This window comes from Epilithonimonas hominis, assembly GCF_003730015.1.
Taxonomy (GTDB): domain Bacteria; phylum Bacteroidota; class Bacteroidia; order Flavobacteriales; family Weeksellaceae; genus Epilithonimonas; species Epilithonimonas hominis.
In genome coordinates this window covers 47931-60799 of sequence record NZ_RJTU01000055.1, presented here as the reverse complement: position 1 = coordinate 60799, position 12869 = coordinate 47931, and the positions used below count along the sequence as shown (strand labels likewise).

Genomic DNA, 12869 nt, shown 5'->3' with positions numbered 1-12869 from the left:
ACTGCCAATATTATTGCAATTAAAAAGAACCCGAAAATTGGGTTCTTTTTTTATGAGTTGAATTCTCGTTCCCATTCTTGGGCAGCTTCTGTAAGTGTTTGATAAAACTCAGGACCATATTTTCTAATCAGTGGTTCTTTCAGAAACTGATAGATTCTAACTTGCAGTTCGGATCCTAGCGTACAAGCGTCTTTACAAATATTCCATTCGTGATAGTTAAGTGCTGTGAATGTTTTATACTCATTCACCCGAATAGGATAGAGATGGCATGATATAGGCTTTTTCCAGTCTACAGCACCATCTTCATAGGCTTTCTCTATTCCGCACTTTGTAGTTCCTTTCTCATCAAAAATCACATAAGCACACTCACTGCCGTTTACAAGCGTTGTCACATAGCCACCATCATAATCATCAATAACCCATGTTCCCTGTTCCTCTATGGCTTTTACACCTTCAGGTCTTAAATAAGGCTTAACTTTTGGAAAAATATCATTGAGGACTGCCAGTTCTTCCTTTTCTAGTGGTGCGCCCGTATCGCCATCTACACAGCAGGCACCTTTGCACTTGGTAAGGTTACATACAAAGCTTTCGGCAAATATATCTTCTGAAATCAGTTTATCATCTATTTGAATCATTCGTCATTAAAGGTTTTAAAATTTATGCAAAAGTAATTATTTTAAATGTGGCTAGCGTAAATACAATGATCCAAAGTCCAGCTTCCTGCATCCAGTAATTTGGAAGAAAGCGTAGCATTCGACTTAGGATAATACTGGCAGGCAGCGCTAGCAGCAGTAGATATTCATAGTTTCTTCCCATATAAAATATAATGGTGATGAGCTGGGCCAGTGAAAATACTAAGACAAATGTGTATTTGTACCTGCTGATGGGGCTTTTTTCATTATAATGTTTAAAATGGTCAGAAATAGAAAAAATCAACATCAGTAATATTGGGATCAGAATATATAGTGGATAATAAGAATCCATCATCTTAAAGTCCCCATTGAATGGTAGATAGCCAGCGTCCCAAGTTGTATAGTGAATAAGATACATTAATCCTCCATAACTGAGGACAATAATTGCTGCGCCGAAAATCAGTCTGAATATATTAAGGCCAATTCTTCCAGAAGTTCCTATAATATGAAATATCACAAAAACGCCTAAAGGCCAGCTGGGAGGGAAAACAAGATAATTAAAAGCCAAAATGGATCCTACGAGTAAAAAAGAACTTTTTCTAAGATAGTCGTCCTGGCTGGTTAAAATAAGCAAAATAATTGCACTTGTAAAGAATGTGAATGCCAATCCAAGATCTATATCGCCTGGGTAAAAACAGATCACGAAAGAAGTATATAAAAACAAAGGAAGATGCGAAAACTGATTGAGTGCAATGTTGTTAAATAAAAAATATCCTAAACTGATTCCAACAAAGGTGATTCCCGTTGATATATAGTCTATGTTTTTGAAATCTAATAGATTAAGCGATATAAAAATGAGAAAAAGAACACCAATATAGACTGGAACAGAAAAAATATTGCTTTCTTTAGAAAGTAATCGAAACATTTTTTATAAATTTGTGCAAAGTTAATTTAAAAAAAGAAAAAAGATGACATCTTTCTGGTTAGCATTAAGCGCAGCTTTCAAATGGTCTTTCGGTTTTTTTACCCTTACAGGCAATGTTCTGAATTGGATCTTGTTTCTTGTAGCATCGGGCTTTTTCTGCTACTGGTGCTATATTCTTGTTTCTACATTAGGAGGACAAAAAGACAAGCAATATTATTCTCCTACAGAAGGAAAACATCCTTATTATGATCCAAAGATCTATAAAAACGAAGGTTAAATAAATTGATTATATTTATAAAAAACCCGTCTTGTTTAATTAACGAGACGGGTTCTTTTTGTTCAGTAGGAAACAATCAATCATTGTGACACGGTACAACTAGAACTGGTATTTTAGATTTTCTGGTAATTTCTTTCGTCAGGCTTCCAATAAGAACATCATACACACCACTTCTGCCGTGTGATCCTACGACAATGTAATCTGCTTTGTTTTCCTCGGCATGTTCCAAAATAGTATCTCCAGCAACTCCTTGCTTCAAAATGTGCGTGCAATTTATACCTTGCGATATTACTCTTTGTTCTAGTTTATTGAGTTCTTTCAGTTCGAATTTTATTTCATTCTCCTCGACTTCTGGAAAGTATTGAAAACCCATATCGCCAATCACGAATCCAATATCAGAAGAAGCAACGTGAATAAGAGAAATATCTGCGTTAATGTCTTTCGCAAAACCAACGGCAAAATCTACTAAATGATCTGTGCTATCCGAAAAATCTACGGGTAAAATAATTTTTTTCATAATTAAAGTTATATTAGGTTGAGTGCAAAAATTTAGCCAGAGCGTAACGGTTTACTGGACTTTTAAACCGAACATTTTATCATCCTCAAGATAAACTTCCAGATAATCATTTTCCGATACTTTCCCTACACCTTGAGGTGTTCCTGTGAAAATCAAGTCGCCAACACGCAGTGTAAAATATTGAGAAGCAAATGCAATAATGTCATCGAAACTGAAAATCATATCTTTTGTATTGCCGTTTTGCACCACTTGCTGATTTTTTGCCAATGAAAAATTAAGGTTTTGAAGATCATAATTTTCCTTTGATACAAAGTCTGATAAAACTGCCGAACCATCAAAACCTTTTGCCAATTCCCACGGTAATCCTTTATTTTTCAGTTTTGACTGTAGATCCCGAGCCGTAAAATCGATGCCAAGGCCGATCTCTTCATAATGTTTTGAAGCTGCTTCTTTCTGGATGTATTTTCCGCCTTTCGAAATTTTCAGGACTACTTCCAATTCATAATGGACATCATCAGAAAACTCAGGAATGTAAAAATCTGAACCTTTTTTCAGGACAGCTGTATCCGGCTTCATAAAAATAACCGGATCCTCCGGAACTTCATTTCCCAACTCTTTGGCGTGTTCGCTATAATTTCTTCCGATACAGATGATTTTCATAATAATGAATAATGATTTTGTTTAAAATTATTTCTTAAAGATAAAATAAACCGCCAGAATCAGGAAAATAAATCCTATGAGATGATTCATACGGAAACTTTCTTCTTTAAAAAATACGATGGTAAATATGGTAAAGACGCTAAGTGTAATGACTTCCTGCATCACCTTCAACTGCCAAAGATTAAAAGGACCTCCGTTTTCCTTAAATCCAATTCTGTTGGCCGGAATCTGAAAACAATATTCAAAAAAAGCGATGCCCCAACTGATTAAAATGATGGACACTAATCCGAGATTATGAAACCAGTCCATTTGTTTGAATTTCAAATGACCATACCAGGCCAATGTCATGAATATGTTTGAAATGACAAGTAGAATGATAGTGATTAGCATCTTGTTCATCGATTTAAAATCTAGATTTTAGCTGAATTTTTGTGAAAATTTTCTTGGTATAAAGCGGAAAATCAGCGCTCTGAAGCCAGCCATAATAGCCAAGATCTTTCTGGAAAACATCTTTAACCTTCTGACCTTTGTACTTTCCAAACGCAAATATCTCCTGATTCTTTTCATCTAAATGAATCATACCGGCCAGATCTGCGAATCTGCTCTGGGAAGAAAAATCACTCAGCTCGGCAATTTCGTTTGGTACATCGTCATATCTTCCGACCTGTGCATCCAGCACTTCGAAAGTGGCCATTACATCAGCTTCCGCAGAATGGGCATTTTCTAAAGTCTTCCCGCAATAGAATTGGTAAGCTGCTCCCAAATTCCTTGGCTCTTTTTTGAAAAAAATAGTTTGTGCGTCCACAAAGTGATGCTTGCTAAGGTCAAAATCTATATCAGACCGCAACATTTCTTCTGCTAGGACAGGAATATCAAACCTGTTGGAATTGAAGCCGCCTAAATCTGCATCTTTGATCATCTCCATTACTTTCGGCGCGATTTCTCGGAAGGTGGGCGAGTCTGCAACATCTGCATCATAAATACCATGAATGGCGGAAGATTCTTTCGGGATTGGCATTTCCGGATTGACTTTCCAGGTTTTGCTTTCTCTTGATCCGTCTGGATTGACTTTCAGGATGCAGATTTCTACTATTCTGTCTTTACCGATATTGATTCCCGTGGTTTCTAAATCGAAAACGCAAAGCGGTTTATATAATTTTAAATTCATTTTTTATGGTTGTGATTTTGAATGACTAATTAAATCATTAATAATTTATCATTCATTATTTATAATTATTTAAGTTGTTTTTGAAATATCAGTGAAATCAAAATGTAATATATAATGACTAACGGAATACCGATTGTTTTGAAAATTAACAAAATCAAGATTCCACCAATCAATAAAGCCAGTTTTGGATAGTTGTCTCTCAGTTGTTTTGATTTGAATTTCATTGCAATCATTTTGATCGGAGAAATTAATAGCCAGGAACTTAGTAGAGTTATGGAAATTAAAATCAAATCACTGTACTCAAAAATCAGTCTTAGAATTTTGGACGTTTCCGAGCTTTTCTCGCCAAAAACAAAAAAAGTATAGTAAAGCCCGAAAATTAAAATCGTGTTACTTGGCGTATTCAGACCTTTGAAATAATATTTTTGATCATCATCCAAATTGAAAATCGCTAATCTCAAACAAGAGAAAAGTGTAATCAGAAATCCAAAATATTTGATTTCAAAAGGTAATTGGACTCCGAAAAATTGGTTGCCAAAAGGTTCAAGCATTTTCATCATCACCACGCCTGGCAAAAATCCAAAGCTCACCATATCTGCCAATGAATCCAATTGTCCACCAAGATTACTGCTGGAGTTCATCGCTCTTGCAATAAAACCGTCGAAAAAATCCAGAACAAGCGAAATGATAATACAAAATGCTGTCGCCTGATAATCGCCATTTATTAAGTGTATGATCCCAACGCAGCCGGAAAAAAGATTGCCGAGTGTCAGAATATTTGCAAGATTATTTTTGAAGAAAGTTGTCATTCTTGTGAGTCAGAAAGTGTCAAATTTAGTTTTCTTAATTGGAATATCACACCAAAAACTGAAAAAAATGCAGTAATAACTGTGAAAAGCAATGATGCGGAAACCGAAATCTGCGGATAAAAATGAAAATATTTTGAGGCCTGCAAAAACAATATTTCGCGGACTCCGATCCCGGAAAAAGAAATGAGGCTGAGAACAGAGCTGCAAAGAAAAACAATGCCGTAAATCAGGAAATCGGATTGTAATCCCAGGCTTTTCAGCAGCAAAACAAAACAGATAACCTGCAAACACTGAATAATCAACGAAATAAAAAATGTCCTGAAGAAAACTCCCCGGAAGTCTGAAAATAATTTTTTCGTAGCAAAAAAAGTGATGAAGATCCCTGCAAGAATTAAGATTAAAATCAAGGGCGAAAATTTGATCCCAAACAGCGGAATTAACAAAGTCAGCGCTAATACACAGATTGCCAAAAGCCCGCTAAGCCGGTCGTTGAAAATGGTAGAAGTCAGCTTTTTTACATTCCAACCGAATTTTTTGTTAAGAAGATAGATCTTATAAGCATCGCCGCCGATGCCGCCTGGAATGAAAAAATTGTAGAACATTCCCAGAAAATACAGCTCAAGATTGCTCCAAAAACTCAACTTAAAATTACAAATATGAAGATAGAGCTCTAACCTTTTGACCGAAATAATTTGAGAAGCAAGGAAGAAAATTGCTGCAGAAAAAAGATACAGGATATTCACATTTTTCCATAATCCGGCGACCTCTCGAAACGGTATTTTTCTGAAAACCAGAACCAGAAGAGCAATGCTTATCAATATCTTCGCGATATTGATTGTGATTTTTCTAAGCCTTTGTTTTTCCAAAATCTGTAATGTTTCTGATGTTGAAAGGCCGTTTGTCCTGGGATTCGTAATAAGTTTTCATCAGCATATCGATAATAATTCCCGTTGTGAAAAACTGGATCCCGATGAAAATCAAAAGAACGCCCAGAATCAAAAGCGGCCGGCCGCCGATATCATAGCCTAATATTTTGACGATCAGCAGATAGATATTGATCAAAACACCGATAGAGAAAGTTATCAGTCCAATGTTCCCGAAAAGATAGATCGGTTTGGAAAGGTATTTCTGATTGAACAGAACCAGCAGCAGGTCATTGATCACTTTGAAGGTCCGGTTCATCCCATATTTTGAAACCCCAAACTGCCTTGCGTGATGCTTTACCGGCATTTCTGCGATCTTTGCACCGTTCAGATGCGCCATCAGACTGATGAAGCGGTGGTTTTCGCCATAGAGATTAAGTTCTTTTGCGGTATCTTTTGTGAAGACTTTCAGTGCGCAGCCCTGGTCGGAGATGTTAAGCTTCGTGGTTTTTTTGATGATGAAATTGGCAATTTTGGAAGGAATCGTCCGTATGCTGGAGTCTTTTCTTTTCTGCCTTTTGCCAACAACAAGGTCATAATTTCCGTTTTCCAAAAGCTCTACCATTGCCGGGATGTCAGTTGGGTCATTCTGCAGATCGCCATCCAGCGTTATCACATAATCGCCGGAAGCATAATCGAAACCGGCCATCATTGCAGAGCTTTGCCCATAATTTTTTTTCAGCTCAATCAAAACAACATTCGGATCATTTTTTTCTTTGATTTCTTTCACTGTTCCGTCAGAAGAAGCATCATCGATCAGAATCAGCTCGTATCGGAAACCGGTCATCGCATTCCGGATTTTGTCGATCAGAAGTCCTGCGTTTCCTTCTTCGTTAAACATCGGGATTACCAAAGAATAAAATTTATTTTGATCCATAGGATTGTTTTGAATTGTTATATTTGCATTGCAAACTTTTGCAAAAATACTAAAAACTCCGCTTTTCCAATGTCCCAGAATCAATTGCTTACGACACGCCAGATTTTATTTTTATATGCCGGATTTCTTGCGGTTTATATTTCGGGATTGTTTGTTCCTTTGATGGAAAACGATTCTGCGCAGCACGCCACAATGGCGATGAGAATGGCGCTCAACAATGATTTTCTCAATATTTATAAATGGCAGGAGCCTTATCTCGACAAGCCTCACATGCATTTTTGGCTGGCTGCAATGTCTATGAAATTATTTGGGATCAATCATGTGGCATACAGGATCCCGGCGCTGCTATGCATTTTTCTCGGTGCTTTTTCTACCAAAAAATTAACGGATCTGCTTTACGAAAATCAAAATTTCGGATATCTGTCTTCATTGATTTTCCTGTCTGCGCAAACCATTATTCTGTCAGCTCATGATGTCAGGACGGATGCGGTTCTTACAGGATTTATTATCTTTTCGGTCTGGCAGCTTGTGAGATTTATCAAAAAGCAAAGCTTAGTTAGCATTGTTTTGGGCGGCTTGGGTGCTGCTTTTGCATTTTCCTCGAAAGGACAAATGGCGATCGTTATTATAGGGTTCTGTATTTTTTCTTATTTGCTTTATTCCAGGGAATGGAAACGCTTTTTTAACTGGAAATTATTTTTGGGCCTGTTATCTTTTATTATAGGAATTGCTCCGGTTTTATTTGCATATTACCATCAGTTTGGAGAAGAAGGCTTGAGGTTCATTTTGTTCAATCAAAGCTTCAATCGTCTTACAGCAAGCGGTTTTGAAGAGACAAGCCCGGATTATTTATTCTTTTTTCATACATTGCTTTGGGTTTTTCTGCCGTTTTCGCTGGCTTTTTATGTTGGTGTTTTTGACCGTTCTTATTTTTTTATTAAAAATAAATTCAGAAAGACAGAAGGCAACGAATTTCTGACATTAGGCGGATTTTGGCTGGTAATGCTTTTATTTTCTGCTTCCAAATTCAAGCTTCCGCATTATCTTAACGGATTGATCGCGGTTCTGTCCATTTTCACAGCCGCTTATTTATTCAAAATTTTCCGGGAAAATCAGAAAATGAAAATCAAGGTTTTATGGATTATTCAATTGGTCGTGATTGCCGGAAGTATGATCGTTGTCGGGTTATTGAGCTATTATTTTACGGGGATCAATAATGTTTGGATGTTTGGCTTATGCGGGATTTTGTTTCTGTTTCTGATCTATCAGGTTCTCAGAAAAGAAAATATTTTTCGCAAGTATGTTGTTGCTTCTTTATTATTGATGATAAGCGTGAATATTTTTCTTAACACACAGTTCTATCCGGTTCTTATTAATAATTACGAATCCGGGATTTGTTTGGCAGATTATGTAAGAAAAAATAAAATTGATGAAGAAAAGATAGTAATGTTGCCGGGAGCAGATGCCTGGTCTTTTGATTTCTATCTTCAGAAGAATATTCCCAGGGTTTCGCCGGATGATCTGAAAAAAGATGATTATGTGGTCGTCCATGAGAGTTTTATGAATCAGCTCAGCAGGCAGTATCGGGTTGTTGTTGCCTGGGATTATTATCCGGTCACAAGATTATCGCTTAAATTCCTGAATCCCAAAACAAGAAACGCTCAGCTCGAAACGTATTATCTGATACAAATTTTGTGATGTTTAATTTTGAAAATGTCCGGAAATGATGATTATTTATGCTTCGGATAATAAAAATGTTTGTTTGTTTAAAATTAATTTATATTTTTATCAATGTTAATTTAACGTTAACAGCGATTTCTTATCAAAAACAAAACAACTTAAAATAAAAGACAATGAACAAAGTATTATTAGCATTTGCCTTATCATTCATCGGTGTTCTTTCGTTTGCACAGATCGAAGGAAAATGGAAAACAATTGATGACGAAAGCGGAAAAGCAAAATCCATCGTAGAAATTTGGAAAAAAGCGGATGGTAAATATTATGGGAAAATCTCACAAGTTTTGATAAAGTCAGAACACGCAAACTGTATTGAATGCAAAGATGACAGGAAAAATAAGCCACTGGTAGGCATGGAAATCATCCGCGGACTGAAAAAAGATGGGGCTGAGTTCACAGGAGGCTCAATTACAGATCCGAAGAACGGAAAATCTTATAAATGTACCATTACCAGAGACGGAGATAAACTGAATGTAAGAGGTTATATGGGGATTTCTATTATCGGTAGAACCCAGACTTGGCAAAAAGTTGATTAATCTAATTTAATGATAAATTACAGGCTTCCATTCGGAAGCCTTTTTTGTTATGCGAATAATAAAAAAATTAATACTTTTGTACTTCAATTTTAAAAGAACAGTTTCAAAATGAAAGAATATACATTTCGTGAAGTGATCGCTCAGGCTATGAGTGAGGAAATGCGCAAAGACGAATCCATATTTCTTGTAGGAGAGGAAGTTGCAGAATATAACGGTGCTTACAAAGCTTCCAAAGGAATGCTGGACGAATTCGGTCCGAAAAGAATCATAGACGCACCAATTGCCGAACTTGGTTTTACAGGTATTGCTGTGGGAGCTGCAATGAATGGTAACCGTCCGATAGTAGAGTTTATGACATTCAACTTCTCGATGGTGGCTATTGATCAGATTATTAATAATGCTGCAAAAATCTATCAGATGAGTGGCGGTCAGTGGAACTGCCCTGCGGTTTTCCGTGGGCCAACAGCTTCTGCCGGTCAGTTGGGAGCAACACACTCTCAGGCTTTCGAAAGCTGGTATGCCAACTGCCCTGGACTGAAAGTAGTAGTGCCTTCCAATCCATACGATGCAAAAGGACTTCTGAAAACAGCAATCCAGGATAATGATCCAGTGATCTTTATGGAATCTGAGCAGATGTATGGAGACAAAATGGAAATCCCAGAAGAAGAATATTACATCCCAATCGGGAAGGCCGATATCAAGAAAGAAGGTAAAGATGTTACTTTGGTTTCTTTCGGCAAGATTATGAAACTTGCACTTCAGGCAGCCGCAGATCTGGAAAAAGAAGGGATCTCTGTAGAAGTAATCGACTTGAGAACCGTTCGCCCATTGGATTATGATACAGTGCTGGAATCTGTGAAGAAAACCAACAGACTGGTAATTCTGGAAGAAGCTTGGCCATTTGCTTCTGTAGCATCAGAGATCACTTATATGGTGCAGCAGAAAGCATTCGATTATCTGGATGCGCCAATCAAAAGAATCACTACGCCAGACGCACCTGCGCCGTATTCAGCACCATTATTTGAAGCGTGGTTCCCGAAGTTGGAAAAAGTAAAAGAAGAAATCAAAAATGCAATGTATATCAAAGCATAAAACTAAAAACTCCCGAACGAATTCGGGAGTTTTTTTTTAGAAATTTTTTGAAGCTTAATCCCGCTATCCACTATATCTTTTTCTTTTTTAGCAAAAAAAGGAAAAGGATGCCGTTCCTATCGGGGCTAGGGCTTTGTCAACCCAACAACATTTGCATAATAATAGAATAGACCTATCTCTTTCACTTATAACAGTTTCTACATTCTGAACCTGACAATGTTAAAGAATTGCGGTTAGTATTCGAGCTGTGTCCCTGAGTTTGTCGAATTGTGGATATTATGCCAACTTTTATGAATGGAAGCTTCCCAAATATTAAGCAAAAGAATAAGTATATATTATAATTTGTCATTCTTCCGAAGTTTCAACAAAATATCGTTAATTTTAATAATCCTTTTTCTGAGCACAATCACGTTTACGAAAACTTAAAGGCTTTTTCTAATGTTTAGAAAATTCTATGCATTTATTATCTGTTCAAAGATGAATTAAAAAATTTCTCTGAAATTCTCTTTTAAAATTTGCATTTTAATAAATAATTACTATTTTTGCACTTCAAAATGAGATGTAAAATATGTTAATAATTCCAGTAAAAGACGGAGAGTCTATCGACAGAGCTTTAAAAAAGTACAAAAGAAAATTTGACAAAACAAGAGTTGTAAAAGAGCTTAGAGCTAGACAGCAATTCATCAAGCCTTCTGTAACTTTCAGACAAGCGAAATTAAAAGCAGCTCACAAGCAAAGAAACTTGAGCAAAGAAGAACAAGCTTAAGGTTCTTTTTAGCAAAACATAATAAGAATCACTTCCGAATTTCTATATTTGGAAGTGATTTTGCATTTGTATACATATGATAGAACGTTTCCTGGATTATATAGAAGTAGAAAAAAGATATTCTCCTCATACCGTTACCAACTACAAAAAAGATTTATCCGATTTTTCAAATTTCGTTTTGAAAACAGAATCGTCAGATGATGTTGTTCACATTCACAAAAAAGTAATTAAAAATTTTATTGCGGAACTCAGCCGTTCAGGAATAAGCAAACGAAGCATTAACCGAAAACTATCATCATTACGTAGTTTTTATATGTTTATGCTCAGATTGGGCGAGATCAGAGTATCACCGATGGAAACGATTGATTCATTAAAATTCTATGCAGAGAAACGCATTCCTTTTTCCGAAGACGAAATGGAATCTATAAAAACCCAAGTAGAAGATAAAGGGCAAATAACACTTCTCGAAAAACTTATCATAGAAACACTTTACCAGACCGGAATCCGTAAATCGGAGCTTTGTAATCTTCTGTACTCAAATGTGGACTTTTCCAAAAAAGAAATTTTTGTCATAGGTAAAGGAAATAAAGCAAGAGTTATCCCAGTATCTGATGATTTGATGGCAGATATGAAAGCATATCTTGATGTTAGAATGCCGGACACAGAAAATCAGAAATATTTTTTCGTTAACAAAAAAGGTAAAAAACTAGGTGAAAAGTTTGTTTATTTGGTAGTTAATAAGTACTTTAGTAAAGTCACTTCTAAGCAGAAAAGAAGTCCGCATATTCTCAGACATACTTTTGCAACGCATGTCTTGAATGGTGGGGCAGAGATCTCCAAGGTTCAGAAAATAATGGGACATTCTAGCCTGGCAAGTACGCAGGTTTATACAAGCGCCAATATAGAGGAACTGAAGAAAGTTTATAAAAACGCTCATCCTAGAATGAAGACACCAGACAAAAAACAATAGTATATGGAATAATTTCTACATTTTTTAATTGTTTAACCATTTAAATTACGCATTATGAAAATTACAATTCAGACTGTAGGTGTTACACCTCACGAACCGTTGAAAGAAAGAATTGAAAAAAAATTGAGCAAACTAGAAACATTTTATGATAAAATAGTTGAGGCTGCAGTGTATCTTAAAGTAGAAAACACGTCCGATAAAAACAATAAAACCATAGAACTCGTAGTGAAGATTCCAGGGAATGATATAGTCGTTAAGAAGACTGGTGCCAGTTTTGAGGAAAGTTTGGATGAAAGTGTTGATACAGCTAAGAAACTGTTAATCAAGAAAAAAGAGTTGGCATAGAAAAATAATTGAAATTTTTTTATAAAAATATTTGTAGGTTTCAAAAAAGTGTCTCATATTTGCACTCGCAAAACGGAAGTAACCGCAGCGCAGAAAGATAGTTCTTTTGAAATCTATTTGCCTCCATAGCTCAGTTGGCCAGAGCACGTGATTTGTAATCTCGGGGTCGTGGGTTCGAATCCCTCTGGAGGCTCTATTATAAAAAGTATCGGGGAGATACCAGAGCGGTCAAATGGGGCTGACTGTAACTCAGCTGCTTCGGCTACGTAGGTTCGAATCCTGCTCTCCCCACTTTTTTTAATATAAATTATTTGCAGATTCAAAAAGTATTTTTAAATTTGCAATCTCGTTTACCAACCTTTTGGAAACAAAATGCGGAAGTAGCTCAGTTGGTAGAGCGTCAGCCTTCCAAGCTGAATGTCGCGGGTTCGACCCCCGTCTTCCGCTCAAAAAAATCACAAACCTTACGGAATGTGATTTTTTTTTACGCCGACTTAGCTCAGCGGTAGAGTGCTTCCTTGGTAAGGAAGAGGTCACGGGTTCAAGTCCCGTAGTTGGCTCAAAGTCCTGAAGCAATTCAGGATTTTTTTATTAAACATTTTATTAACTATTGTAAAGCATAAGAAAGCCCCAGA

Annotated in this window: 16 protein-coding genes and 4 tRNA genes; 11 read left to right on the top strand and 9 right to left on the bottom strand. The window is 36.4% G+C overall.

Annotation, left to right across the window (positions count from 1 at the left end; translation table 11 throughout):
* Positions 1-50: 50 nt before the first annotated feature.
* Entirely contained in the window at positions 51-635 is a 585-nt protein-coding gene (locus tag EGH73_RS08110; RefSeq protein ID WP_123281412.1) for a DUF3109 family protein, read from the bottom strand.
* A gap of 22 nt (positions 636-657) precedes the next feature.
* Positions 658-1557, bottom strand: coding sequence for a DUF6427 family protein (locus EGH73_RS08105; protein ID WP_089769864.1), 900 nt, complete (start codon positions 1555-1557; stop codon positions 658-660).
* A gap of 43 nt (positions 1558-1600) precedes the next feature.
* Between EGH73_RS08105 and EGH73_RS08100 the strand changes: the two genes are divergently transcribed.
* On the top strand, positions 1601-1834 hold the full coding sequence (locus EGH73_RS08100; RefSeq protein ID WP_089769861.1) for a hypothetical protein: 234 nt from the start codon (positions 1601-1603) through the stop codon (positions 1832-1834).
* Between the two features lie 76 nt (positions 1835-1910).
* Here the strand turns inward: EGH73_RS08100 and EGH73_RS08095 are convergent, their stop codons facing one another.
* The 7 genes from EGH73_RS08095 to EGH73_RS08065 all read right to left on the bottom strand — a co-directional run bounded on the left by EGH73_RS08095 (position 1911) and on the right by EGH73_RS08065 (position 6788).
* Complete coding sequence (locus EGH73_RS08095) at positions 1911-2351, bottom strand: universal stress protein (protein ID WP_123281411.1); 441 nt, start codon at positions 2349-2351, stop codon at positions 1911-1913.
* 51 nt (positions 2352-2402) lie between these two features.
* Positions 2403-3011: a fumarylacetoacetate hydrolase family protein gene (locus EGH73_RS08090; RefSeq protein WP_123281410.1), complete on the bottom strand. Its 609-nt coding sequence runs from the start codon at positions 3009-3011 to the stop codon at positions 2403-2405.
* A 27-nt stretch (positions 3012-3038) separates the two neighbouring features.
* Entirely contained in the window at positions 3039-3401 is a 363-nt protein-coding gene (locus tag EGH73_RS08085) for a DMT family protein (RefSeq protein ID WP_262605870.1), read from the bottom strand.
* A 13-nt stretch (positions 3402-3414) separates the two neighbouring features.
* Positions 3415-4179 carry a 3'-5' exonuclease gene (locus tag EGH73_RS08080; RefSeq protein WP_123281408.1) on the bottom strand — a complete coding sequence of 255 codons (765 nt, stop codon included), beginning with the start codon at positions 4177-4179 and terminating at the stop codon, positions 3415-3417.
* Positions 4180-4244: 65 nt separating this feature from the next.
* Positions 4245-4988, bottom strand: a complete 744-nt coding sequence (locus EGH73_RS08075) for a CDP-alcohol phosphatidyltransferase family protein (protein ID WP_089769854.1) — start codon at positions 4986-4988, stop codon at positions 4245-4247.
* Entirely contained in the window at positions 4985-5854 is an 870-nt protein-coding gene (locus EGH73_RS08070) for a lysylphosphatidylglycerol synthase transmembrane domain-containing protein (RefSeq protein WP_123281407.1), read from the bottom strand. Before EGH73_RS08070 ends, EGH73_RS08075 begins: the two co-directional genes overlap by 4 nt.
* Entirely contained in the window at positions 5835-6788 is a 954-nt protein-coding gene (locus tag EGH73_RS08065; protein ID WP_089769879.1) for a glycosyltransferase family 2 protein, read from the bottom strand. Before EGH73_RS08065 ends, EGH73_RS08070 begins: the two co-directional genes overlap by 20 nt.
* Before the next feature lie 69 nt (positions 6789-6857).
* Between EGH73_RS08065 and EGH73_RS08060 the strand changes: the two genes are divergently transcribed.
* From EGH73_RS08060 to EGH73_RS08015, 10 genes are all read left to right on the top strand, one after another.
* Complete coding sequence (locus EGH73_RS08060) at positions 6858-8486, top strand: ArnT family glycosyltransferase (RefSeq protein ID WP_089769850.1); 1629 nt, start codon at positions 6858-6860, stop codon at positions 8484-8486.
* A gap of 155 nt (positions 8487-8641) precedes the next feature.
* Positions 8642-9061: a DUF2147 domain-containing protein gene (locus tag EGH73_RS08055; RefSeq protein WP_123281406.1), complete on the top strand. Its 420-nt coding sequence runs from the start codon at positions 8642-8644 to the stop codon at positions 9059-9061.
* 108 nt (positions 9062-9169) lie between these two features.
* Complete coding sequence (locus EGH73_RS08050; RefSeq protein ID WP_123281405.1) at positions 9170-10153, top strand: pyruvate dehydrogenase complex E1 component subunit beta; 984 nt, start codon at positions 9170-9172, stop codon at positions 10151-10153.
* 568 nt (positions 10154-10721) lie between these two features.
* Positions 10722-10919, top strand: a complete 198-nt coding sequence (gene rpsU / locus EGH73_RS08045) for a 30S ribosomal protein S21 (RefSeq protein WP_089769845.1) — start codon at positions 10722-10724, stop codon at positions 10917-10919.
* A 76-nt stretch (positions 10920-10995) separates the two neighbouring features.
* Entirely contained in the window at positions 10996-11889 is an 894-nt protein-coding gene (locus EGH73_RS08040) for a tyrosine-type recombinase/integrase (RefSeq protein ID WP_089769843.1), read from the top strand.
* A 54-nt stretch (positions 11890-11943) separates the two neighbouring features.
* The gene (gene hpf, locus EGH73_RS08035) at positions 11944-12234 is read left to right on the top strand and encodes a ribosome hibernation-promoting factor, HPF/YfiA family (protein ID WP_089769841.1); all 291 of its coding nucleotides are present in this window, start codon (positions 11944-11946) and stop codon (positions 12232-12234) included.
* A 119-nt stretch (positions 12235-12353) separates the two neighbouring features.
* Positions 12354-12427: transfer RNA gene (locus tag EGH73_RS08030), tRNA-Thr, on the top strand.
* Between the two features lie 17 nt (positions 12428-12444).
* Positions 12445-12525, top strand: a tRNA-Tyr gene (locus EGH73_RS08025).
* A gap of 83 nt (positions 12526-12608) precedes the next feature.
* Positions 12609-12681, top strand: a tRNA-Gly gene (locus tag EGH73_RS08020).
* A gap of 41 nt (positions 12682-12722) precedes the next feature.
* Positions 12723-12794, top strand: a tRNA-Thr gene (locus EGH73_RS08015).
* Positions 12795-12869 lie beyond the last annotated feature (75 nt).

Coding starts and splice junctions, on each gene's coding strand:
- EGH73_RS08110 (WP_123281412.1), bottom strand. CDS start 635: ATGATTCAAATAGATGATAAACTGATTTCAGAAGATATATTTGCCGAA.
- EGH73_RS08105 (WP_089769864.1), bottom strand. CDS start 1,557: ATGTTTCGATTACTTTCTAAAGAAAGCAATATTTTTTCTGTTCCAGTC.
- EGH73_RS08100 (WP_089769861.1), top strand. CDS start 1,601: ATGACATCTTTCTGGTTAGCATTAAGCGCAGCTTTCAAATGGTCTTTC.
- EGH73_RS08095 (WP_123281411.1), bottom strand. CDS start 2,351: ATGAAAAAAATTATTTTACCCGTAGATTTTTCGGATAGCACAGATCAT.
- EGH73_RS08090 (WP_123281410.1), bottom strand. CDS start 3,011: ATGAAAATCATCTGTATCGGAAGAAATTATAGCGAACACGCCAAAGAG.
- EGH73_RS08085 (WP_262605870.1), bottom strand. CDS start 3,401: ATGCTAATCACTATCATTCTACTTGTCATTTCAAACATATTCATGACA.
- EGH73_RS08080 (WP_123281408.1), bottom strand. CDS start 4,179: ATGAATTTAAAATTATATAAACCGCTTTGCGTTTTCGATTTAGAAACC.
- EGH73_RS08075 (WP_089769854.1), bottom strand. CDS start 4,988: ATGACAACTTTCTTCAAAAATAATCTTGCAAATATTCTGACACTCGGC.
- EGH73_RS08065 (WP_089769879.1), bottom strand. CDS start 6,788: ATGGATCAAAATAAATTTTATTCTTTGGTAATCCCGATGTTTAACGAA.
- EGH73_RS08060 (WP_089769850.1), top strand. CDS start 6,858: ATGTCCCAGAATCAATTGCTTACGACACGCCAGATTTTATTTTTATAT.
- EGH73_RS08055 (WP_123281406.1), top strand. CDS start 8,642: ATGAACAAAGTATTATTAGCATTTGCCTTATCATTCATCGGTGTTCTT.
- EGH73_RS08050 (WP_123281405.1), top strand. CDS start 9,170: ATGAAAGAATATACATTTCGTGAAGTGATCGCTCAGGCTATGAGTGAG.
- rpsU (WP_089769845.1), top strand. CDS start 10,722: ATGTTAATAATTCCAGTAAAAGACGGAGAGTCTATCGACAGAGCTTTA.
- EGH73_RS08040 (WP_089769843.1), top strand. CDS start 10,996: ATGATAGAACGTTTCCTGGATTATATAGAAGTAGAAAAAAGATATTCT.
- hpf (WP_089769841.1), top strand. CDS start 11,944: ATGAAAATTACAATTCAGACTGTAGGTGTTACACCTCACGAACCGTTG.